This window comes from Aquimarina macrocephali JAMB N27 (genome assembly GCF_000520995.1).
Classification (GTDB): Bacteria; Bacteroidota; Bacteroidia; order Flavobacteriales; family Flavobacteriaceae; genus Aquimarina; species Aquimarina macrocephali.
The window spans coordinates 14,567-37,928 of record NZ_JACA01000059.1 but is presented as its reverse complement, the minus strand read 5'-3'; the positions used below and the strand labels follow the sequence as shown (position 1 = coordinate 37,928).

Genomic DNA, 23,362 nt, shown 5'->3' with positions numbered 1-23,362 from the left:
AGTAACTATCTTTAAGTATTGTTTTTGAACAAAACATAATGTAATAATTAAAGAGTAAAAAACTTATTTTCTTACCCCTCCCTGAGTTTTATATTCGATATTGTTTTGTAAAAGAAATATGTAGTTTTTCATCTAAGTAGTAGTTAAATACTTTTGTGAAGAAACAAGCACTTTTATTGTCAAACTGAATTAATAAGAAAATAGAAATGTATTACTTTTATTATATATAAGAGAATACATAATAATTAATATAAAATCAAAAACTTCTGTTTTTGGAAGTGTTTTGATCGTAGTGCTAAAAAAAGAAGTTATAATAAATAAATGTGTAAAGACTGTAGATTTTTAATGTTAGTTTCTTTTATAAATATGTATCATTAAAAATTAAGGTTAAGACAAAAACAACCCCGCAATTGTAAAACTTTGGCGAGCCAACAAAAGCAGGGTCTGAATAGCGATTAATTTAAAATAAATCAATCATTATGAGTAGACTATTATTTCATGTATCTAGAAATTGTCAATTTCGATTTTCAATTGATGGGATGCTTCTTTCCCTTAAGGAAAAATGCATATCGTTTTTCTCCTCTTTTCAAAGGGTGAAATATAGTAATTCTTTATCTTTTTTACGGACTTACCGTACATTTTTTATCACTTTCTTAACACCACATAATACCAGAAAAACTAGCCTTTTATCTTTAGTTAATCTCGTATTTAAGTTTAATGTGCACAGCTACAAGTTGTTAAGATCTTTTTTGATATTTATTTACCACGCCATACAGTATAGTAATGCCAAATTTGATTTTGAGCATAGCTACACTGATACTAAAACCTATTACTATAAATAGTATAACAACAGCATTATAAAGTATGAATTAAGAAATAATGAAAAAGAAAAATTAGGCTAATTATGATACAAATAATTAGTCAGTAAGAAACATTTTGACAATGTGTTTACTTAAACCTTCCGTTTTTAGGGGTAATTTCGGGAGGTTTTTTTTATCTAAAAAAGAATGATTTAATGTGTAAATAGTTATAAAAAAATGTTTGATAGACGATATCAAATTTTAAGTGTTTTTAAATCTGAATTATATATATACTTGAGCCATGTTGTGAATACGTCATAAGTTTTACAACTAAGAAAGCTACGGTGTATGTATTTAAGTTAAATTAAGTAGATTGTAAAAGAGCTATCAGGTATATTATACCAGGTAGCTCTTTTTTTATTTAAAAATAGTCGACGTTTTCATATTTTAGCGGTTATGATAGATATAAAACTTCTCGAATATTTAGAATCATTTCTTACTCCAAGACGACAAGGTTTAAATAAAAAAGTTTTGGAACAACGAACAAACCATTTTACGGTTGCAGTCGAGGATGTGTATCAATTGCATAATACAAGTGCGGTGATACGTAGTTGTGATGTGTTTGGAGTCCAAAATGTGCATGTAATTGAAGAAATAAACGCAAAACGTATAGATCGTGAGATTGCAATGGGCGCTCAAAAATGGGTAGATGTCAATCGATACTCAACTACCAAAGAGTGTCTTGCTACATTACAAAATCAAGGATATCAAATTGTTGCGACTACTCCACATGATGATTCTAAAGTTTTACAGGATTTTAATGTTGATAAACCAGCTGCATTTTTCTTTGGAAGAGAGCAACAAGGGTTAAGTGACCAGGTTCTGGAAATGGCAGATGCCAGATTGCATATCCCAATGGTTGGATTTACCGAAAGCCTTAATATTTCAGTTTCTGCAGCAATCATTTTACAGCATGTTACCTCTACACTTAAAGAAACAAATATCAATTGGCAGTTATCTGAAGAAGAAAAATTAGAAAAACGAATGGAGTGGGCAAAGAAGGTGATTAAAAGTCATGAGCAAATTATTGCGCGATATCATGAGAAAGAGTAACTTTCTAACATCTAACATCTAACATCTAACATCTAACATCTAACATCTAACATCTAACATCTAATATTATGGTTACTTGGTTCGAAATTCCCGTTATAGATATGAAAAGAGCTAAAACTTTTTATGAAACAGTTTTTGATATTGAAATTAACCTTCAAGATATGGAAGGTGTACAGATGGGGTGGTTTCCCAATCAAAATCAAGTCGGAATTGCTACCGGAACATTAATCTATGCAGGAGAACATTATAAACCTAGTAAAGATGGAGTTTTGGTATACTTTTCTTGTGACAATATTGCTAATGAAATGAGTAGAGTGGCAGATGCAGGAGGGAAAGTGGTTTTAGGCAAAAAGCAAATCTCTGAAGAGCATGGATATATGGCATACTTTATAGATTCTGAAGGAAACAGAATTGCATTACATTCGTTACGTTGATAATATGCTCTTGTATATAGATTACTTTCTGTCTAGTATTTTGTATTCCTCATAACATTCGCTTATCGCATCGAGGATTTGAAGATCGTTTGCAAATTTTATAAAATCAACAGAATAATTACAATTTCGTAAAATCTCATCTATATCCAACCGTCCTACTTGCAGAAGAGCCATTAAAGTCGCACGATCAAATTTAGTCTCTAATAGATTTCTAATCTCATCGTCCTTCTTCATTTTGCGAAGCTTTCTTAATTCCTTTGATCGTTTGCTAAATATATTATATAGAAAATCTGCAGGGTTAAAAATAGCACCCAATACCTTGTTTACAGCTCCAGGCTGCCTGCTACCACCTTCATATCCAGAATTTAACCCAGAAATACTATATCTGTAATTGTTATAGACAGGAATTCTCTTAGCATCGATCTCCAGATAACCAGTAAGTTGTACATCGGCTACAACTACCTCTTCTAACGCAATTCCTAACTCTGTCATCTTGATCTTAACTTCTCCAAACTTAACCCAATCATTAGTTACTCTAACCTGTAATGGTTTATATCCAATATAAGAGAAATATAGAGTGTCATTTACTTTGGCAGGAATATTAAAATCTCCTTTTTCATTGGTAATTGTTCCTATTACCTGGCTAAGATTAACAATGTGAACATTTTCTAATATCTGATCATTGGCAGCATTTAACACTTTTCCTGATACAGTATTTGAATCATTTACCTGAGCATAAGTAGTTATACCTGCTAATAGTGCTATGTAAAATAATACTCTCTTCATGTATATAATATGACGTTCAATTTTAAATAATATAACATAAAAATCGCGCCAAAAATCATATTTATTTGTTAAGTCTTTATATTCAATGATTTACTGGGGAAATATTTCTTGAATATACAAAGGACAAAACCTCTGATTTATCTACGATCACTACGTTTTCTACGATCTCTTTTTTGATTACCTCCGCTACCTCTATCTTCTTTTGAATCAAAACGTTTTTTACCCTTAGGTTTAAATCCGTCGCTTCTACGTTTTCCTTTAAAACCACCACCATCATTATCACGACGACGTCTTCCTCCTCTACGGCCAGAATCTTTAGATATTTCTACATTAACCTTTCTTCCTTCCATTCTGAAATCTTCAAAAACCTGAAGAACTCGTTCCTGATGCTCAGTATTGGTATTGAAAAAAGAAAAGCTTTCTTTTACATCTACCCGGCTTAAAGAATCACTTCCTATTTCTAACACTTCTTTCAGGAAATCCTTTAAAGTCATCCAGTCAAATCCATCTTTTTCTCCTACATTAATAAAGTAACGCGTACTACCATCTCTGCCAGAATTACTTTCTCTTTCGTTTACAGCATTTAGATCTCTAGATTTTTTGTAATAATTATGAAAACGAGAAAACTCTACCGAAAAGAATTTTTTGATCAATTCTTCTTTAGAAAATTCTTCTAAAACCTCATTAATAGATGGTAAATAACTATCAATTTCATGATTTATTTCTGCTTTTCCGATATCACTGGCTAAATGAAATAGTTGAACTTGGCATATTTCTTCGCCACTAGGAATTTCTTTTTTCTCGAAACTCTTCTTAATAATCCGTTCTACAGATTTAATTTTTCTGACTTCACTTTTAGATACGATAACCATAGAAACACCACTTTTTCCGGCACGTCCTGTTCTTCCACTTCTATGGGTGTAGGTTTCTATCTCATCTGGGAGTTGATAGTTGATTACATGGGTAACATCATCTACATCAATACCACGTGCAGCTACATCTGTAGCAACTAGCATCTGTATTTGGCGATTTCTAAAACTTTTCATCACCAGATCACGTTGATTTTGACTTAAATCACCATGTAATGCTGCGGCATTGTATCCATCACCAATAAGGTTTTCTGCTACTTTTTGAGTATCTCTTTTTGTACGGCAAAAAATTACCGAAAAGATATCAGGATTTGCATCTGCTAATCGTTTAAGGGCAGCATATCGATCACGAGAGTTTACCACATAATATTCGTGAGAAACATTTTTAGAACCGGTGTTTTTATGCCCCACAGTAATTTCTACCGGTGTTTGCATAAATCGTTTTGCAATGGTAGAAACTTCTTTTGGCATTGTAGCAGAGAAGAGCCAAGTACTTTTATCTTCTGGGGTATGAGATAAAATGGTATTAATATCTTCATAAAATCCCATATTTAACATCTCATCGGCTTCATCCAATATACAATAACTAATATTGGTAATGTCTACCATTTTACGGTTGATCATATCCTGCATTCGCCCAGGAGTTGCCACTACGATTTGGGCACCACGCTTTATTTGTTTTGCCTGATCTGTTATACTTGCTCCGCCATAAATTGCTACGGTGTGCAATCCAGGAATATATTTAGAGTAGTTTTTTAGTTCGTTAGTAATTTGTAAACAAAGTTCACGGGTAGGAGAGAGGATTAATCCTTGTGTAATCCTACTGCTACTATCAATTTTTTCGATTAAGGGAAAACCAAAAGCTGCTGTTTTTCCTGTACCGGTTTGTGCTAAAGCAACAATATCCGTATCTTCTTTTAATAAAATAGGGATTGCCTTTTCCTGTACTTCACTAGGGGTTTCAAAACCCATATCATTCACCGCCTTAATAATGGCTTCACCAAGACCTAATGCTTCAAATTTATTCATATAGCTAAAAATAAGCCGCAAAGGTACGGTTTATTATCTGTCTATTACAATAACGAGGAACTTATTATAGTGTTGCAGAAATTTATTGAAAAATGAATCTTTATTGTATCAGAAAATTGAAATATAATGATCAATATTTAATGGTGTATGATTGGTTTTTCTCGAAAAACGCTATGGTTTTTTAATAACTTCAATTTCAAAAAGTTTATCCCAGTTTTTGCCAGTAACAAATAACCGTTTGGTGTCTTTATTATATGCTATACCATTTAGTACATCTAATTTTTCATGTTGGGTTACTTTTTTACGAAGACCACTAAGATTAATTACAGCTTCTAAAGCACCACTATCGGGATTAATTATAGCAATCCCATCCTTTTGCCAGGTATTGGCGTAAATTTTTCCGTCTACCCATTCTAATTCATTAAACCTGGATTTAACACCTTTGTTTGTAGTAACTTCTATATAATCTTCTTCTGCAAGTGTATTAGGGTCAAGTATCCATATTTTTTCTGTACCATCGCTTTTATAGATCTTATTTCCGTTATTACATAATCCCCAACCTTCTTTACTTTGATTATATGCAAAACTTCCAGTTTTCTCTAAGGTACTAAGATTATAGATAAATCCTTCTTTAGATGTCCAGGTCAGTTGAAATATTTTATCATTCATAATCGTAATTCCTTCAGCAAAATATTCCTTTGCGATATCTATTTTTACAAGAACTTCTCCAGTTTTATAGTTAAGTTTTCTTAAAGAAGACATTCCTTTTTTGCCAGTGCTTTCATATAATGTATCCCCAAAAAATTCTAGCCCCTGGGTAAAAGCTTCTTTATCATGAGGATATTCTGCAATAATTTTATAAGAATACAATTTTGGAGATATATTATTAAGAAAAGCAACTTTTTTGCTTATTGTATCTATATTTCCGTCATAAAAAACTTGAGCGGTTAGGATATGATTTCCTAATTTTTCATTATCTATTTTTTCTTCATAACTAAAATCTTTTTTAGAAGCTACTTTTTTATTGTCTAAAAGAAAGGTGACAGAATCAATTTTTATATTTTGAGCGTTTATAATGTTTGCTTTTATCGTCTCACCAAGCATAAATTTTGTTTTATTATCCTCGGTATTGATAGAAAAATATTTTTTTTGCTTATTCTGATTACTTCCACAAGAAAAACTGAGTATGCTTAAAATAATGATGACGAAGGAGTTATGGATCTTCATTGTGATAATTAAATTTTAAGCAAGATATTTATTTTAATTGGGTTTAAAAAATCATTGTTTTATATCCTAAAGATTGTATCTTTGCATCGGCAAGTCCTACACAACTAGCTCCTGTTGAATCCTCCAGGGCGGGAACGCAGCAAAGGTAGACGGTTGTAGCAGTGTGATGTAGGTAGCTTGCCTTTTTTTGTGCCCTAATTTTTGATATTATTTACTAAATATCAACACACAAATCACCATCATCGTTTCCTATCATTTTATATTTTGAGATTAGTAGATCGTTAATCAGAATTGTATATTTGCGATTATGAGCACGAATCAAAAAGATACTGTAGTTTTAATTACAGGTGGGTCTTCTGGGATAGGGAAATCAATAGGAATATTTTTAGCAGAAAGAGGATATATTGTATATGGTACAAGTCGTAATCCATCTCGATTTTCTGATTTTGAGTTTTTTACACTTTTGGAACTAGATGTTGCTGATACCAATAGTATCAAATCTGCTATCGCAACAATAGAACAAAAACATGGGCGATTAGATGTACTAATCAATAATGCTGGAGCAGGTATTACTGGTCCGATAGAGGAAATCCCTAATGAGGAAATAGTACGAAATTTTACTACAAATTACTTTGGTCCAATTAATGTTACTAAAGCTGTTTTGCCAGTAATGCGAAAACAGGGTAGTGGTTTAGTTATTAACATCACCTCTATAGCTGGATATATGGGGCTACCATATAGAGGAATTTATAGCGCTTCTAAAGCTGCATTAGAGATGACTACAGAAGCATGGCGGATGGAATTAAAAAGTTTTAATATTAGAATGACAAATGTGGCTCCTGGTGATTTTGCAACCAATATTGCTGCAGGGCGCTACCATGCCCCGGTTATTGAAAATTCTCCATATGAAAAACCATATGGTGATACACTAAAACTAATGGATAGCCATGTAGATTCGGGCAATGACCCTTTAGAAATGGCTGAAGCTGTTTTTAAGATTATAAAAAATAAAAAACCAAAGGTGCATTATAAGGTTGGAGCATTTATGCAAAAATTTTCTATTGTACTAAAAAGAATATTACCAGATAGAGTATATGAGAAGATGCTAATGAATCATTATAAATTATGATTTTTACTTCTGTAATTGAATATAAGAGTTTTATAGATAAAAGATATTTTTTTAATTAACAAAAAGATTTTATTAGCCTACAACGATTATTTTTATATTCGCGATCTATAAAAGTGCAAAATTTATACACAACAATTTTAAAAACAATACTATGAAATTTTTTATTGATACTGCAAATCTTGATCAGATTAAGGAAGCGCAAGATTTAGGAGTTCTGGATGGAGTAACTACAAACCCATCTTTGATGGCTAAAGAAGGTATCACCGGTAAAGAAAATATTATTAATCACTATAAAAAGATATGTGAAATCGTAACCGGAGATGTAAGTGCAGAGGTAATTTCTACAGATTTTGACGGTATTATAAAAGAAGGAGAAGAGCTAGCTAAGCTTCATGATCAGATTATTGTAAAAGTACCAATGATCAAAGATGGTATAAAAGCAATAAAATACTTTAGCGATAAAGGAATTAAGACCAATTGTACTTTGGTATTTTCTGCAGGGCAGGCTTTACTTGCTGCTAAGGCAGGAGCTACATATGTTTCTCCGTTTATTGGTAGATTAGATGATATTTCTACAGATGGACTTAATCTTATCGCAGAGATTAGATTGATTTATGATAATTACGGATTTGATACGCAGATTTTGGCAGCTTCGGTAAGACATACAATGCATGTAATTGATTGTGCTAAGATTGGTGCAGATGTAATGACTGGACCTCTTTCTTCTATTGAAGGATTACTTAAACACCCATTAACCGATATTGGTCTTGCAAAGTTTCTTGCAGATTATAAAAAAGGAAATTAATTTAGTTTTTCCTTGTCCATAAAATTTATAAAAAGCTGCTCTATTGAGTGGCTTTTTAATTTTCTAAACTTGCCAATTGCGTATATTGCATGAGTTGCTTCTCAAAAACAGAAGCAAATAAATCTGTGCTGGGGTTTATTATCTTACCTTCTTGATCTACAAGAATAACTTTATTTCTATAATGAATAACCAATTCTTCTGAAGAACATTTTGGGTATTTAAATTCGTATTCATTATCCAAGTTGTAATGATGTCTTTTTATAGTTTTTAACCAATTTTTTGTTTGATCAGGGTCAATATTTACAGCAACAAAATCGATACCAGGATACAAAGAACTAAGATATGTTGCTTTTTCATGGGCCTTTACATAATGATCTTTGCTTTCTATCGACCAAAAATATAAAGCAGTAACTGGTTTGCTAAAAAGTGATGATAATTTCACAGTTTCACCTTTTGAAGTAATTAAATCCTGATCAGGAATAATTTTGTTTGGCCTTAATTTTGAAATATGTCTGGCAAGTTTTTTTAATTCCTTTTGCGATCGATTACTGGTGCTTACTGATAGGTAATGTTTTAAAGCTATGTCTGATTCTTTATTATTTTCACTATCATCCAATAAAAAACGAATAGTAGATCTCCTTAATAAGTTATTTTTGATATACGAATGCTCTACAACATTATCAATTAAGTCCAATTTATAAATAAAATTTTCTAAATCATCATTATGTCGTAGTTGATTATCGATATTAGAAAGAGAAGCATTAGTGAAATAACAATTTAAAAACCAATTATAAGAATATAGTCTCTTCAATTCATCATCATTAAAATCAATCTGGTTTCTATAATTAAAAAAAGAAGGAGATAATTCTTTAGTTGCATTGAGACCTCCCATTTCATAACGGCTATTAAAATACAATTCATGCCTCATATAATATTCAAATATAAAACTCGCTTGAGTAAGCTTTTTTGCCAAATTACTCAACTCATTTTTGTTGACTAACTTTTCAAAAGCAGTAGATTTTATATTTAGTAAAGAATCTTGATTTTTTTTAAAATACGAAGAAGACTGCCTAAAACTTGTTCTTTTTAGACTTTCACGCTCAATTTCGTTCTGTAAAAATAAATCGATTAAAAAATTATTTTTTCCCGAACCTTCGCCTGTAAAAACAAGAGATTCGTCAAATTCTAAAGTATTTAATCGAATCAGTACACTATCTCCTTTTTCGAGAAGTACCACCTGGTATTCTGGATTATGTTTAAAAGAATATAACCCATCTTCTAAATTTTCTATTTTGTGTAGAAACCTATTGTTTTTATCCAGCCGAATAGTATCCCTATAATCATAACCCTTAGATAAAATAACATAATTAGTATTTGGGTTTACAATTTCACCTCCAAAATAAGTATATTCTTTATTGTCTTTTTCAGAAGAACCACAGCTACATATAAAGCATGATAAAAAAGAAACTTGAACAAAATATCTTAATACGGAAAACTGCATTTCTGACGCTATAAAATTAACTTACTATTTGCCCAAAAATAAAGGGAAACACCTACTGCGGTTGTTAATTATAAGTTAATTCTATACATATTAACGATTTGGAGCATTTAAATTTTCCAATTTCCAATTTTTTGATGACAAATAGGCTATAGGATAAGTCTTTGAAATTAATGATATATTGTTTCAGGTTCTGAATCCATTTATCTACTTTTGCGGCAAATTTAAATCTTACAATTTTTCATACTCATGCTATCAGTTTCTAATCTTTCTGTTCAATTTGGTAAACGAATTCTTTTTGATGAAGTAAATACTTCTTTTATACAGGGCAATTGCTATGGTATTATTGGCGCCAATGGTGCTGGGAAATCCACATTTCTTAAAATTCTTTCTGGAGTAATGGAAGCTACATCTGGGCATGTACACCTAGAACCAGGGAAACGAATGTCTGTTTTAGAACAGAACCATTATGCATATGATGAGTATACGGTACTAGAAGCTGTAATTATGGGGAATAAACCTCTTTATAAAATAAAGAAAGAAATAGATGCCCTTTATGCAGATTATACAGATGAAAATGCAGAGAAAATAGGTGAGCTACAAGTACAATTTGAAGAAATGAATGGTTGGAATGCTGATAGTGATGCAGCAGCAATGCTTTCTAATTTAGGTATTAAAGAAGAATTGCACTATACCCAGATGTCTGATCTTGATACTAAACAACGTGTTAGAGTATTGATAGCACAATGTTTGTTTGGTAACCCAGACGTTTTAATAATGGATGAGCCAACAAATGATTTAGATTATGAAACCATTTCATGGTTAGAAAGCTTTTTGGCAAACTTTGAGAATACTGTTATTGTGGTATCTCACGACCGTCACTTTTTAGATGCAGTATGTACACATATTTCGGATATTGATTTTAGTAAAATTAATCACTATAGTGGTAATTATACGTTCTGGTATGAGTCTTCTCAATTAGCAGCAAGACAAAGAGCCCAGCAGAATAAAAAAGCAGAAGAGAAGAAAAAAGAATTACAAGAGTTTATTGCACGATTTAGTGCGAACGTAGCAAAATCTAAACAAGCTACTTCTCGTAAAAAAATGATAGAAAAACTTAATATCGAAGATATTAAGCCATCAAGTCGCCGCTATCCTGCTATAATATTCGAAAGAGATAGAGAAGCAGGTGATCAAATCCTGAATGTAGAAGGATTAACAGCAAGCCAGGATGGTGATACACTATTTAAAGACATTGATATTAATTTAAATAAAGGAGATAAAGTTGTTATCTTCTCTAAAGACTCAAGAGCCACAACTGCATTTTATCAGGCACTAAATGATAAGCAAAAAGTAGACTCTGGTAAATTTAACTGGGGGATTACTACTACTCAATCATATTTGCCAGCAGATAATAGTGAATATTTTCAAAATGACCTTACACTAGTTGATTGGTTACGTCAATGGGCAACTACAGAAGAAGAAAGAGAAGAAGTATTTATTAGAGGGTTCTTAGGAAAAATGATTTTTAGTGGTGAAGAAGCATTAAAAAAATCAAATGTACTATCTGGAGGTGAAAAAGTTCGTTGTATGTTATCCAAAATGATGATGACAAGAGCAAATGTATTGATGCTGGATGAGCCTACAAATCACCTTGATTTAGAGTCAATTACCGCTTTTAATAATTCATTGAAAAAGTTTAAAGGTACAGTCTTATTTACTACTCATGATCACGAGTTTGCTCAAACCGTGGGTAACAGAGTAATAGAACTAACACCAAACGGAGTTATCGATCGTTATGCTACATTTGACGAGTATATGAGTGATCCGAAAATTAAAGAACTACGAGAAAAAATGTATGGCGTGAATGTTTAATTTTATTGCCAAAATCAGTAAATAACAAGTTAATTTTAGAGTTGTATCTTATAATTCTATTCATCTTTCCATATATAGTATTCCCTAATAAGGAGATTAATTAAAACTATTTTAGGAGTATAACTCTGTTTTGAAAAATATAAAAGATAATTTCAAAATACGAGGTTAGCTCTGCTTATAACTTAAGTTGACAAGTGCATTAGTATGATCTTGAAACTATAGTTATGGCCATTTGGCAACATATATGTTGTTGAATATTTTGCATATCTAGATTTTAAATTAAAAAATCATCGTTCAAAAACTTACCTGTAGACATGAAATTGAACTACACTTATTTTGTTAAATCAGGTAGTAAGTAGTTGATTTTTAAAAAAATAAAAACTATTTTAGAGGTATGTTATGCGGTTGTCTTTTATTATTTATATAAAAGTATAAGCTTTCACCATATTCTTTCCCCAAAAACCGAAAGTAATTACCGATTTAACGAATAGTTAATAAAACTTTCACAAGCGATTTATAAAATAGTATCGATGTTATTGAGAAAAATTATAAGTATCCTTTTTTTTGGTTTAACCATATTTTCTTTTGCTCAGTGTAAAACTGTAGAAAATAAAACTACGCAAGATAAACCATCACATCAGCCTGTTACACCTATGAAAAATGATATGATTATTTCAAAGCTAAACAGAAATAAGTCGATGGAGCTTCATGTTAAAAAGATAATGAAGCCAGGAGATCCAGCTACTCATTTTGAATATACTGTATATAACGCTGTAACAAAAAAAATTATAAAACAAGGATATTTTAGAGGGTCTAATGTTGATTGGAATGATGATACCTCTATAAAACTTGTTCCTTACATCGGGATGGAACAAAAACCGACTTCTGAAAATCCTGATGATCTACTTCAGTCAAAGACTCAAACACAAATAACAATTATTAATTTAAACAACTAACTCATGACACACAAATTTTATTTTCGAAAATTGGCTGTTCTTATCTTTCTACTAATCGTTTATTCTTCGTGCGATAAAAACCAAGAACAAAAACGCACAGAAATAAGCACTGTAGAAACTTCTAAAAAACTCAAAAAAAAGAAAGATTATAACAAGAAGAAAGGAATTGAAATCATAGCAGAGTATAAGGCAAACCTTTTAAAACCTATAGGAGCCGAAGAATCTACATATAAAGATGGTTTCTTGATGACAGAGCATCAAAAAGCGATGAAAAATAGATCTACTGCTAAGAATTCTAGTATTATTAAATGGACAGAAAGAGGGCCTGTGAATGTACCAGGCAGGATACGTGGTATTGTAGTGGCTCCTGATAATGATGATAAGTGGTATGCAGGTACTGTTGGTGGCGGACTTTGGGTAACCGAAGATGCTGGAACTACCTGGGAAAATCTTACAGATTATAAAATACCTAACCTGTCTACATCTACAGTTGCAGTGGGAACAAGTGATCCCGAAACATTGTATCTGGGAACAGGAGAACCTTTTAACAACCTAGATGCAGTTGGAGGAGTTGGAGTTTTAAAAAGCGTAAACGGAGGCCGTAGTTGGGAATATCTTAATAACACCAAAAATTTTGGAGGAATTGGCCGATTAGCCTTAAATCCTGAAGATGAAAATAATCTTGTTGTTGCAAGTAGAAATGGTATATATGTAACCACAGATGGAGGAGTAACATGGCAGAATACGTATAACGCAGGAAATGTTCAGGATCTTAACTATGACCCTACAAATTTTAATACGCTTTATGGCGGTGTAAATAGTGTTGGAGTTATAAAAAGTACGGACGGTGGACTAACATGGGATTTAGTGTTGAATAGAGATGATTACAACTCAAACCATTCACGTTTTGAACTTGATGTTTCTCCAGCTAATCCAAATAGAGTTTTTATTTCGGTGTACACAGGTAGTGGTGGAGCAACTACTGCAGTGAATACTGATTTTTACCTTACCAGTGATGCAGGGGAAACGTTTAGATTAATTGGTTATGAAGGAACTCCCGCAGCAGGAAATTTGATTACTGGACAAGGATGGTATGACAATATAATAAGAGCACATCCTTTTAATGAAAATGTTTTTTATGCAGGAGGAGTAGTGATGCATAGAGTACAAATAGTTAAAGCAGGAACTGGAACTAAAACTAAAAGTAAAGATGGGCCAGTGAGTTATACTTTTCAGCCTATCGCAGCGGGTTATAATGGCGAATTAAATAATTATGTTCACGTAGACCAACATGGTTTAACATGGATAAAGAAAAGAAAAGAAAAGAAGTTTAAATTAATCCTTGCTAATGATGGAGGAATATATCATACAGATTATTTATATGAACCGGGAACAACGCTTAATGACTGGTCTACTTCTGCCGTAGGACTGAATTGTACACAATTTTATGGAGCCGATAAACGTAATGGAACAGAAGATTATATGGCAGGAGCGCAGGATAATGGAACCTGGATATCATTAACGGAAAATGGAGCAAACGATGAAACCGCATACCAGTTTGTCATTGGGGGAGATGGGTTTGAAGTATTATGGAATTATGACAATCCTGATGAGTTTATAGGTGGTTCCCAATTTAATGGTTTTGTACGTTACGAAAATGGTGAAGGATTTAATGCCAGACATGGAGAATCGGGAGCAGGAACATCACCTTTTTATTCAAAAATCACAAATTCAAATAATAATCCTAATGCACTTTTCAGTCCTTCTATTAGTGGAGTATGGAGATCTCTTGATTTTGCAAAATCATGGGAATTAACTTCTATTCCGAACAATTTTTCGGTAGGAGCTTCAAGTTCATTAGATGTTTCTGTGTCTACAGCTAATCCAGATGTCGTATGGGCTGGTAATGCAATGACAGAATCAGGAAGTTATGTGATTCATGTCTCTAAGAATAATGGAGTGTCTTATGAACCTACGGCGTTATTCTCTGATCCAAGAGATGGTATTAATCATAATTATTTTATTTCCGGAGTAGAAACTTCTTCTACAAATGAGGATAGAGCGTATGTATTATTTTCTGGACAAGGAGCAGCTAAAATATTGAAAACAGAAGATTTGGGACAAACCTGGGTAGATATTTCAGGGTTTTCTACAGGAGAAGATAGAGGATTTCCAGATGTCGCAATTCATAGTTTGGTAGAAATGCCATTTGATGAAGATAGAATTTGGGTAGGAACAGATATTGGAGTATTTCAAACATTAGATGGAGGAGAACATTGGTCGCTACTGGCTGGATTGCCAGCTTTTTCTGTATGGCAAATGAAAATCGTAAATGATGAAGTAGTTATGGCAACTCATGGTAGAGGAGTCTGGACCGCTACTCTTGAAGAACTTGAAGGATATGAGCCACCTAAGTACTATGCACCTCCAACAATTATTGCTGCAGCACAAGAATCTGTAGAAAATCAAAATGCAGAGATTACTTATGTACAGGAAAATGAGGATATTGAGAAAATAGTAGTGTATTTGGGAGGAGAAGAAATAGCTCAAATTACGGATAATATCGAACAAGGTACTGAGTTTTCTTATGTGATAGAGAATTTAGAAGAAGGAAACTATACTGTTGGAATGCAGGCTATTGATAGCGCAGGGGATACTTCTGTTATTTCTTCAGATTCATTTGATATTATTGATTATACTGTTCCAAAAAACCTTGTCTCTATTGAAACTTTTGAGCTATCTGATGTATATACTTTTGGAGGAGAATTTGTGATCAATACAATTAATGAAACGGTAAGTCAGGCAGTTCTCAATAATTCTGCACATCCATATTTAAACGATTCAGAATATCGCACTGTTTTAAGGCATCCTATTATTGTTAATACAGAGAATGGAAGTTTTACCTATGAAGATGTTGCAATTACAGAATTTGATCCTGCACCGGGTCAATTTTATGATTATGTAACGATAGAAGCTTCTAGCGATTTAAAAGATTGGATACGATTAGATACCTATGATGCACAAAGATTTCCAGAGTGGACAGATGCTTTTAACTCTGGGCCCTCTCCATCAATAAGTGATGAATTGTTTAAAGAACAATCTATCAATTTATTAGACTTCTTTCAGGAAGGAGATATTATTGCAGTACGTTTTCGGTTAGTTTCCGATCCTTTATTTACTTCTTTTGGTTGGGCTATTCGCTCTATAAATGCTCCAGAAAAACAATTGGTAGCAGAAGAAGTGGAAGAAGTAGAAAAACCTCTTCGAAGTTCGGAAGGAGCTCTTTTATATCCAACGATTTCTAATGGAGAAGTGCAAATTTCATCCGGAACTGTAATTAACAATAGCGTGGTCGAAATATATGGCATAAGTGGTAGACTTGTATACTCAAAAAATATAGGAACACTCAATGATTCCCAACAAACTTTGTCTTTAGAAAATCTTAAATCTGGAATGTATCTAGTTAAGGTTTTTGGAGATGGAGGAATAACAAATACAACCAGAATTGTGATCAGGTAATCTTATTATGTTAAAACGCTAAAGTAATGGTATACCTATAAGTCTCTACTTATAGGTATACTTATTATAAAAGACAATCTTATACCATTTACACTTTAAATCTACTGAAACAAAAAAATCTTAATTTTCTTTACCAGTAAATTCAAAATACAAATGGTATTATTTTTTTAATCCTTCAAATTTTAAATACATATAGTCTCTCATTGTAGATTCTAATGTTTCTTCGGTCTGGTCAAAGAAATTATCGTCAGTAATTAATTGCCTGATAAAGTATTCATCTAGTTTGATAAGAAGTTCAGATGATATAGGTTTGAAGATATTGTTTTCTATTCCTAAGATGTAAAATTGTTTTAAATCTTCAAGTAATGCGCACAAAAATTCTTCAATAATTTTCCATGCTGTGGGATAATGTTCTTGCAATTGTCTTAAAAAAAATGAAGAAACATCCTTAGCTCCCTCCATAAGAATACGCCCTAGAGTTTCACATCTGTAATCTAATTTCAAAATTTCTTCTGTAATCTGATTTTTATAGGTGTACAAATAATCTATTCTTACTTGTGTGATATATTCAAAAATCTCTTCTTTTGTAGTAAAGTATTGATAGATAGTAGATTTGCTTTTCTTCATTAGCAAAGCCAGATCATCCATGGTTAACTCACCTAAATCAGTAGTCTTTAATTTTGGGAGTATAGCCAGAGTCCATTGCTCTACTTTTTTGTTCTTTTCTTTTCTGTTTTTGAGTACCGACTTTCTTCCCACGTTTGATAAGTTTATCAAAATCAAACTACTTTGTGAAAAGTAGTTCTAATTTTTGTTTTCCATTCCTCAAACTTAATTGTTTAGAACATAAATAACCAAAAAGTTAAGTGAAAATATGTATGGATAATGGCTAATCCTTGTATTGTTTTTGATGTAAACTATATGAAGAATCACAGGATTTACAACAACATAGGATATTATTCATGAGAGAAAATCCAATTCTCATAGTACTTGATGAGTTCAATACTTGTAACAGAACAATATAATTTTAATGATCAATACCGTAGAAATAAAACTATTTATTTTGACTATTTTATAAGGTTGATTTTTAATTATTTATGTTTTTTTTGAAATTTTATCATTCTTTAGTTACGTGTCACTTCTTTTCTATACGTCATAGTAATGATTGAACAAAGATGAAGCATAATGCTTTATTCTCTAAAAAGTATAACATATAATTTTTATTAAAATGAAGAAACTTTTATTGGTATTTACATTAATTGGTGTTTTCGGTATTACTTCAGCACAAAAAAAGACATCTTTTGGATTAAGAGGTGGGGTTAATATTTCTAATCTTTCTGATTCAAATTTAGAAACTAAACCAGGGGTTTATTTAGGAGCACTATTAAATATTAGATTTTCAAAACTTTATGCTCTTCAACCCGAAATAGGATATTCAAATCAAGGAGGTAATACTAAGTTTTCAACAGGGAGTGATGTCGAAATTCATTATCTCTCAATATCAGCAACAAACAAATTTTATGTTAGAAATACAGGTTTACATTTTATAATTGCGCCAAGTATTGATTTTGATGTAGACGATACTCCAGTAGGTATTATAAATAGGGATGAAGGCAATGATATTACTTTTGTAGATGTTTCGATTGCGGTTGGTTTAGGTTATGAATTTAAAAACGGAATAGGAGTAGAGGCCAGATATAAACGAGGAACAGTGGATGTTTTTGATGGTGATTTCCACAACTTTTCACAACAATCCATTTATAAAGAAAAACAACAATTTAATGAAGTTTTGCAAGTAGGTATATCGTATAGATTTAATTTCTAATTGTTTAGTATTAGAGGGGTGTTAGAAGAGGTAAATTTCAATAACCCCTTTATGCTTTGTATAGATTATGAAATAATAAAAGAAGAGGTTGTTTCTTTAATTTTTGTAACATATGGTTGAGTTTTTCGTTCTTTGAGAATAGCAATGTAATTTTATCTTTGTAAGATATTTGATAGCATAATTTTCAAAACTAACGTTTGGGTGATCAACTTATCATAGAACAAATCAAAAACAAAAATGTCAAAGTTTTTGAGTCTGTATTTAGGGAATATTTTAAAGTACTTACGATATATGCAAAAAAATATGTTCAGGATCTTGATACAGCACAAGATATTACGCAAGAAGTGTTTATAAAGTTGTACGAAAGAAAAGATGAGCTTATTATCCATACCTCTTTAAAATCGTTTCTATATACCTCTGTAAAAAACCGATGCCTTGATCATATCAAAATTCATAATATTCGTCAACAACATAAAGATATCATTCAAAAAGAATCTTCTATTCTTGTAGAAGAAGATGATGAAGAGATAGGGAAAACAGAATTACAAGAAAAAATTTACAAAGCCATCAGGGCTCTTCCTGATCAGAATCAAAAAATATTTATTCTAAGTCGGTTCGAAGGAAAAACCAATCAAGAGATTGCCGATGAACTTAATATAAGCAAGAGAACTGTCGAAACTCATATCAGTAATGCCCTTAAAAAAATAAAATCATTAGTTTTGTTTGTTTTTATAATTCTGATTATCAGTTATTTATAATTTATTTTCATTTTTTTTACTTTCCGGTTACGTGTAACTTCTTTTCTATTCGTCATATACATAACTATACAGAGATGATTCAAAACGCTTTGTTATAGTAGAGGAATAACATATAATTTTTATTAAAATGAAATCTGTTATGAATATGCACAACCAAATTAACTTAGAATATGCTTTGATTAAATATTTTTCGGATAAAGCAACTCCAGAAGAAGAAACGTTTGTACAGCAATGGGTTTCTCAGAGTTCTGACAATACTTCATATTATCATAAGATTCAACGATTATGGATTCAAAGAATAGTATTGTGATATAGTTTATAAAATAAAAATTCATGACTTGGTCATAATCGGTATTTTGAATATATAATCATTAAACTTTTTAGAAAATTGAAAACAAGACAAGTAATTCTTGCCCTTTGGGTAGTAGTTATGGGCTTTAGTAAAATATTTAGCCAACAAAAAACATCAGAAAAATATACAATTAGTGGGTATGTAAAAGAATCAGGTAGTCAGGAATATTTACCGGCTGTTTCAATTTATATTCCAGGTAGAGGAGTGGGGACCACTACCAATGACTACGGATTCTTTTCACTTACTATTCCTGGGGGAACACATGAATTAATTGTGTCTTATATAGGATATGGTACCATTAAACAATCGATTGATCTTAACAATGATCTCACACTTAATTTTGATATGGAGCTAGAAACCGAAAGCTTAGATGAAGTTATTATAGATGGAGACAGAAGAGTAAATGAAAGCCAGGTAACTCAAATGAGTGTCGTATCCATAAAACCTTCAGAAATAGAGGATATACCTGCTATTTTGGGGGAAAAGGATGTGATCAAAGCATTACAGTTATTACCTGGGATTCAGCGAGGTAATGAAGGAAGCGCAGGATTCTTTGTAAGAGGAGGGACTCCGGATCAGAACTTAATTATATTGGATGAAGCTCCGGTATATAATTCTAACCACTTATTTGGTATATTTTCGGTATTTAATGGAGATGCTATTAAATCTATAGAAACCTTTAAAGGAGGGTTTCCAGCAAGATTTGGTGGTAGATTATCTTCTGTACTCAAAATAGACACAAAAAATGGGAATAAAGAAAGGTTGAGTGGTAAAATAAATGTTGGATTAATATCTTCATCTCTATTGGTAGAAGGACCAATCAAAAAAGGAAAAACTTCCTTTATTTTTAGTGGACGAAGAACATATGCAGATCTATTATCTAAGCCTTTTCAAAAATCAGATTTAAAAGCAGGATATTACTTTATGGATCTTAACTTTAAAATACACCATGTTTTTAATGAAAAAAATAAATTATATTGGAGTAATTATTTTGGACAAGACAAATTTCATGCAGTTGAAAAGGAAGCAGGAGATGACTTGAAAACAAAATTGTTCTGGGGTAACATTACCTCTACGTTACGATGGAATCACCAATTTAGTGATAAGTTTTTTTCTAACACTTCTTTAATTTTTAGTAATTATAATTTCGGGATAAAGGTTGATGAAAAGTTTAATGATGAAATTTTTAAATTAAAAACAAACTCAGGAATCAATGACTATGGTGTTAAAGCAGATTTTGATTATTATCCAAACCCTAAGCATTCTATACGTTTTGGGCTTGCGTCTACATATCATAATTTTGTGCCAAAACAGTCCAGGATAAGAGAAACAGGAGAAAGTAATTCTGATATTACACAAAGGATTGAATCTCTGGAGAGTGCTTTATATCTAGAGGACGACTGGAAAATCACCAATACATTAAGTTTCTCTCCCGGGTTAAGATTAACTCATTTTCAGTTTAAATCAACAGATTACCTTAATCTGGAACCAAGAGCAACCATTGCCTGGAATGTAAAACCTGATTTGGCATTAAAAGCTTCTTATTCCAAAATGAATCAATACATTCATTTACTTTCGAATTCGGGAATAGGATTACCAACAGATCTTTGGGTATCTTCTACTGATAAGTTGAAGCCTCAGGTTTCTGAACAATATGCATTAGGAGTTGCTAAAGATTTTATGGATGATGGATATTCTATTACTGTCGAGGGGTATTATAAAAAAATGGATGATGTGATAGCATATAAAGAAGGAGCCTCATTCTTGTTATTAGAAGACTTGGGAACAGGAAAAGAAATTGATTGGGAAGAAAATATTACCACAGGCCAAGGGTGGGCTTACGGTACAGAAATACTATTACGTAAAAAAACAGGAAAGCTTACCGGTTGGTTAGGGTATACATTATCTTGGTCAGAAAGACAATTTGATGAACTAAATCAAGGGCGCAAGTTTTTTTCAAAATATGACAGAAGACATGACCTTTCTTTGGTTGGTATATACAAACCTAGTGATCGTATTACACTATCGGGAACATGGTTGTTTTCTTCGGGGAATAACTTTAATCTTCCGGATACCGAGTCTTTATCAAATACAAGTACCTTTCCGATAACAATCCCAGACCTTTCTAATGGTGGAACACCTTTTAGCACAGAGCGAAATAATTTTAGAGGAGAGAACTATCATCGTTTGGATTTAGGAATTCAATTTCATAAAAGATTTTCAAAGAATAGAGAACGTACCTGGGGATTTTCAATATATAATATTTACGGAAGAAAGAATCCTTTCTATTATTATTTTGATGATGCTAAACTTAAAAAAGTATCAATCCTGCAATTTATTCCATCAATTAATTACACCTATAAATTCTAAAAAGTGAAATCAACAAGGTCAACATTATTAGAAAAATATAAAGATACACAGATGAAATATTTTCAAAATATAATATTAATAATTCTAAGCATTTGTTTAGTAAGTTGCGAGACAAGCGTAGATGCAAGTGATTTATTAGAAAAACAACAGCTTGTTGTTATTAATGGCTACTTATCACCACAAGATACAACACTAAAAGTACAAGTGTCAAGGTCTAAGTCAAGAGCATCTAGTACCAATGTTAAGGATATGGTCATTAAAGATGCTACTGTAGTGATAACAGACGAAGAAAAAAATGAGGTAGCACTTACATATATGGATGTATCTTTAAATTATGAAGCACCGGCAAGTGGTTTAACAATCACACCTGGTAAGAAATATTTTTTAAAGGTTACGGCTCTAGGTAAAGAATATAAAGCATCTTGCACAATACCAACAGAATCCGTACAAAGGATAGAGAAGAATATTAAGATAAAAGAAGACGAATTCTCTGGTAATCGCTTATTAAAAGTTACCATAGGAGATATTAAGGATCAAAATAATTTTTACATTATAGGTGCTGTAGTTACTCAGTCTTTTGATAATGGAGGAGGCACAATTAATGACGGAGTAGAAAATGTAAATTTCGAGTTTAGACAGTTTGCAACAGATGTAAGTAGAGAAAATTCTGTAATCACGGCAGAAGGTTTTTTTAACTTATCTGCAAATGCATTACCTAATCCAAAATTAAAAATTAAGGTGGCCAATGCAGAAAAAATATTATACGGAGCTCTAAGGGCAACATACTTAAACGATTTTAATGACGGAGACCCATTTGCAGAATCAGTTATTGCTCCTACTAATATAGAAGGAGAGAATGGATTTGGTGTTTTTGCAGGATATCAATTAGCAGAAGTAGAAGAAACTTTTTAGACAAAAAGATAAAATCGATTAAACTATTATTTAAAAAACGAACTTAAAGTTGTTTTGACAACATAATCTTAATAATTTATTACTTTTAGAGCCAGATTTTAATTTCAGAAATGAATATCGAACAAGAAGATCATATACTACAACTTTTAACACGTTATTTACAAAATAACGTACAAGATGATGAACGAAAGTTTGTAGAAAATTGGATTGCTGAGTCCGAATCGAATACAACCTATTTTGAAAATGTTAAACGCATATGGAATACTTCAGAAGATATAGGGGATTTTGATAAAATTAATGTAGATGAACAATGGGACAAATTTGAATCTGGCATAATTGCTTTAGAAAATAAAAAACCAAAATTTAATAAGGTTTATCTTAGGATAGCGGCGTCTATTGTGTTATTAATAGGTTTAGGTTTTTATTTTAATTCATTTTTTAATACAGAAGTAACTTTAATAGCAAAGGCAGGAACCGAAAATAGATTTATATTACCTGATAACTCTTCAGTATGGCTTAATGAAGGTAGCCAACTTACATATAAAAAAGGCTTTAAAGGAGATAGTAGACTGTTAAATCTAAAAGGAGAAGGTTTTTTTGAGGTTACAAAAAACCCTGATAAACCGTTTGTTGTTATTGCAAATACAACGCAAACTAGGGTTCTAGGGACATCATTTAACTTAAAAAATAACGTTAATACAAAAGAAGTCGAACTTGTATTAGTAACGGGTAGTGTTGAGTTTTTATCAAATAATCATAAAAAAATCTTAGTTCCGGGAGATAAGATAACGGCAATGGCAAGTGGTAAATTGGTAAAAGCTGCAAATGAAAATCTAAATTTTTCTTCCTGGAAATCGGGGATGCTTAGATTTGAAAAAACTTCTATCGAACAAGTAATTAAAGATATAGAACTGTATTACAATAAGAATCTAATCATCGAGAGTCAGGAGTTTGCTAATTGTACGTTAACGACTATCTTTGACAACGAATCGTTTGAAAATGTTCTGGAAACACTTAAAATATTATTTGACCTTACCTATGAAAAAGTAGATTCGAATACTATTACCATAAAAGGAGGGGAGTGTAACTCATAAAAAAACAACAT

The 23,362-nt window shown here is 31.8% G+C and carries 18 protein-coding genes and 1 other RNA gene; 14 read left to right on the top strand and 5 right to left on the bottom strand.

The window, feature by feature from the left end; translation table 11 throughout:
• Positions 1–1,256 precede the first annotated feature (1,256 nt).
• Complete coding sequence (locus Z054_RS0125615) at positions 1,257–1,913, top strand: TrmH family RNA methyltransferase (protein WP_024772855.1); 657 nt, start codon at positions 1,257–1,259, stop codon at positions 1,911–1,913.
• 68 nt (positions 1,914–1,981) lie between these two features.
• Positions 1,982–2,347 (top strand): VOC family protein, encoded by a 366-nt coding sequence (locus tag Z054_RS0125610; RefSeq protein WP_024772854.1) that lies wholly within the window; start codon positions 1,982–1,984, stop codon positions 2,345–2,347.
• A gap of 21 nt (positions 2,348–2,368) precedes the next feature.
• Here Z054_RS0125610 and Z054_RS0125605 read toward each other — a convergent pair whose 3' ends face one another.
• The 3 genes from Z054_RS0125605 to Z054_RS0125595 all read right to left on the bottom strand — a co-directional run bounded on the left by Z054_RS0125605 (position 2,369) and on the right by Z054_RS0125595 (position 6,258).
• On the bottom strand, positions 2,369–3,133 hold the full coding sequence (locus Z054_RS0125605; protein WP_024772853.1) for a carboxypeptidase-like regulatory domain-containing protein: 765 nt from the start codon (positions 3,131–3,133) through the stop codon (positions 2,369–2,371).
• A 137-nt stretch (positions 3,134–3,270) separates the two neighbouring features.
• Positions 3,271–5,031, bottom strand: a complete 1,761-nt coding sequence (locus Z054_RS0125600; RefSeq protein ID WP_024772852.1) for a DEAD/DEAH box helicase — start codon at positions 5,029–5,031, stop codon at positions 3,271–3,273.
• A gap of 171 nt (positions 5,032–5,202) precedes the next feature.
• Positions 5,203–6,258, bottom strand: a complete 1,056-nt coding sequence (locus Z054_RS0125595) for a glutaminyl-peptide cyclotransferase (RefSeq protein WP_024772851.1) — start codon at positions 6,256–6,258, stop codon at positions 5,203–5,205.
• An 87-nt stretch (positions 6,259–6,345) separates the two neighbouring features.
• Here Z054_RS0125595 and ffs point away from each other — a divergent pair.
• The 3 genes from ffs to fsa all read left to right on the top strand — a co-directional run bounded on the left by ffs (position 6,346) and on the right by fsa (position 8,192).
• Positions 6,346–6,444: signal recognition particle sRNA small type (gene ffs / locus Z054_RS31170), an RNA gene on the top strand.
• Positions 6,445–6,565: 121 nt separating this feature from the next.
• A complete protein-coding gene (locus Z054_RS0125590; RefSeq protein WP_024772850.1) occupies positions 6,566–7,387 on the top strand; it encodes an SDR family oxidoreductase in 822 nt (273 codons plus the stop codon).
• 151 nt (positions 7,388–7,538) lie between these two features.
• Positions 7,539–8,192: a fructose-6-phosphate aldolase gene (fsa, locus tag Z054_RS0125585; protein WP_024772849.1), complete on the top strand. Its 654-nt coding sequence runs from the start codon at positions 7,539–7,541 to the stop codon at positions 8,190–8,192.
• Between the two features lie 55 nt (positions 8,193–8,247).
• Here fsa and Z054_RS0125580 read toward each other — a convergent pair whose 3' ends face one another.
• Complete coding sequence (locus Z054_RS0125580; protein WP_024772848.1) at positions 8,248–9,693, bottom strand: TlpA family protein disulfide reductase; 1,446 nt, start codon at positions 9,691–9,693, stop codon at positions 8,248–8,250.
• 246 nt (positions 9,694–9,939) lie between these two features.
• Here Z054_RS0125580 and Z054_RS0125575 point away from each other — a divergent pair, with 246 nt between their 5' ends.
• The 3 genes from Z054_RS0125575 to Z054_RS0125565 all read left to right on the top strand — a co-directional run bounded on the left by Z054_RS0125575 (position 9,940) and on the right by Z054_RS0125565 (position 16,040).
• The gene (locus Z054_RS0125575; protein WP_024772847.1) at positions 9,940–11,565 is read left to right on the top strand and encodes an ABC-F family ATP-binding cassette domain-containing protein; all 1,626 of its coding nucleotides are present in this window, start codon (positions 9,940–9,942) and stop codon (positions 11,563–11,565) included.
• Positions 11,566–12,095: 530 nt separating this feature from the next.
• The gene (locus Z054_RS0125570; RefSeq protein WP_024772846.1) at positions 12,096–12,521 is read left to right on the top strand and encodes a hypothetical protein; all 426 of its coding nucleotides are present in this window, start codon (positions 12,096–12,098) and stop codon (positions 12,519–12,521) included.
• Positions 12,522–12,524: 3 nt separating this feature from the next.
• Positions 12,525–16,040 carry a T9SS type A sorting domain-containing protein gene (locus Z054_RS0125565; protein ID WP_024772845.1) on the top strand — a complete coding sequence of 1,172 codons (3,516 nt, stop codon included), beginning with the start codon at positions 12,525–12,527 and terminating at the stop codon, positions 16,038–16,040.
• Between the two features lie 159 nt (positions 16,041–16,199).
• Here the strand turns inward: Z054_RS0125565 and Z054_RS0125560 are convergent, their stop codons facing one another.
• Entirely contained in the window at positions 16,200–16,799 is a 600-nt protein-coding gene (locus Z054_RS0125560; protein WP_024772844.1) for a TetR/AcrR family transcriptional regulator, read from the bottom strand.
• A gap of 469 nt (positions 16,800–17,268) precedes the next feature.
• On the opposite strand from Z054_RS0125560, the gene Z054_RS0125555 reads away from it, so the two are divergent.
• From Z054_RS0125555 to Z054_RS0125525, 6 genes are all read left to right on the top strand, one after another.
• Positions 17,269–17,865, top strand: a complete 597-nt coding sequence (locus Z054_RS0125555; RefSeq protein WP_024772843.1) for a porin family protein — start codon at positions 17,269–17,271, stop codon at positions 17,863–17,865.
• 197 nt (positions 17,866–18,062) lie between these two features.
• A complete protein-coding gene (locus Z054_RS0125545) occupies positions 18,063–18,623 on the top strand; it encodes an RNA polymerase sigma-70 factor (RefSeq protein WP_024772842.1) in 561 nt (186 codons plus the stop codon).
• A gap of 139 nt (positions 18,624–18,762) precedes the next feature.
• Positions 18,763–18,933: a hypothetical protein gene (locus tag Z054_RS31935; RefSeq protein WP_161635342.1), complete on the top strand. Its 171-nt coding sequence runs from the start codon at positions 18,763–18,765 to the stop codon at positions 18,931–18,933.
• Positions 18,934–19,011: 78 nt separating this feature from the next.
• The gene (locus Z054_RS0125535) at positions 19,012–21,345 is read left to right on the top strand and encodes a TonB-dependent receptor (protein WP_024772840.1); all 2,334 of its coding nucleotides are present in this window, start codon (positions 19,012–19,014) and stop codon (positions 21,343–21,345) included.
• Positions 21,346–21,396: 51 nt separating this feature from the next.
• On the top strand, positions 21,397–22,257 hold the full coding sequence (locus tag Z054_RS0125530) for a DUF4249 family protein (RefSeq protein ID WP_024772839.1): 861 nt from the start codon (positions 21,397–21,399) through the stop codon (positions 22,255–22,257).
• 110 nt (positions 22,258–22,367) lie between these two features.
• Positions 22,368–23,351: a FecR family protein gene (locus tag Z054_RS0125525; RefSeq protein ID WP_024772838.1), complete on the top strand. Its 984-nt coding sequence runs from the start codon at positions 22,368–22,370 to the stop codon at positions 23,349–23,351.
• The last annotated feature ends 11 nt before the right edge of the window (positions 23,352–23,362 follow it).

Excerpts from the sequence above, each read along its gene's own strand:
- Z054_RS0125610 (WP_024772854.1), top strand. The coding sequence starts at position 1,982 with ATGGTTACTTGGTTCGAAATTCCCGTTATAGATATGAAAAGAGCTAAA.
- Z054_RS0125595 (WP_024772851.1), bottom strand. The coding sequence starts at position 6,258 with ATGAAGATCCATAACTCCTTCGTCATCATTATTTTAAGCATACTCAGT.
- Z054_RS0125530 (WP_024772839.1), top strand. The coding sequence starts at position 21,397 with ATGAAATATTTTCAAAATATAATATTAATAATTCTAAGCATTTGTTTA.
- Z054_RS0125525 (WP_024772838.1), top strand. The coding sequence starts at position 22,368 with ATGAATATCGAACAAGAAGATCATATACTACAACTTTTAACACGTTAT.
- Z054_RS0125605 (WP_024772853.1), bottom strand. The coding sequence starts at position 3,133 with ATGAAGAGAGTATTATTTTACATAGCACTATTAGCAGGTATAACTACT.
- Z054_RS0125555 (WP_024772843.1), top strand. The coding sequence starts at position 17,269 with ATGAAGAAACTTTTATTGGTATTTACATTAATTGGTGTTTTCGGTATT.
- Z054_RS31935 (WP_161635342.1), top strand. The coding sequence starts at position 18,763 with ATGAATATGCACAACCAAATTAACTTAGAATATGCTTTGATTAAATAT.
- Z054_RS0125615 (WP_024772855.1), top strand. The coding sequence starts at position 1,257 with ATGATAGATATAAAACTTCTCGAATATTTAGAATCATTTCTTACTCCA.
- Z054_RS0125590 (WP_024772850.1), top strand. The coding sequence starts at position 6,566 with ATGAGCACGAATCAAAAAGATACTGTAGTTTTAATTACAGGTGGGTCT.
- Z054_RS0125570 (WP_024772846.1), top strand. The coding sequence starts at position 12,096 with ATGTTATTGAGAAAAATTATAAGTATCCTTTTTTTTGGTTTAACCATA.
- fsa (WP_024772849.1), top strand. The coding sequence starts at position 7,539 with ATGAAATTTTTTATTGATACTGCAAATCTTGATCAGATTAAGGAAGCG.
- Z054_RS0125580 (WP_024772848.1), bottom strand. The coding sequence starts at position 9,693 with ATGCAGTTTTCCGTATTAAGATATTTTGTTCAAGTTTCTTTTTTATCA.
- Z054_RS0125575 (WP_024772847.1), top strand. The coding sequence starts at position 9,940 with ATGCTATCAGTTTCTAATCTTTCTGTTCAATTTGGTAAACGAATTCTT.
- Z054_RS0125600 (WP_024772852.1), bottom strand. The coding sequence starts at position 5,031 with ATGAATAAATTTGAAGCATTAGGTCTTGGTGAAGCCATTATTAAGGCG.
- Z054_RS0125565 (WP_024772845.1), top strand. The coding sequence starts at position 12,525 with ATGACACACAAATTTTATTTTCGAAAATTGGCTGTTCTTATCTTTCTA.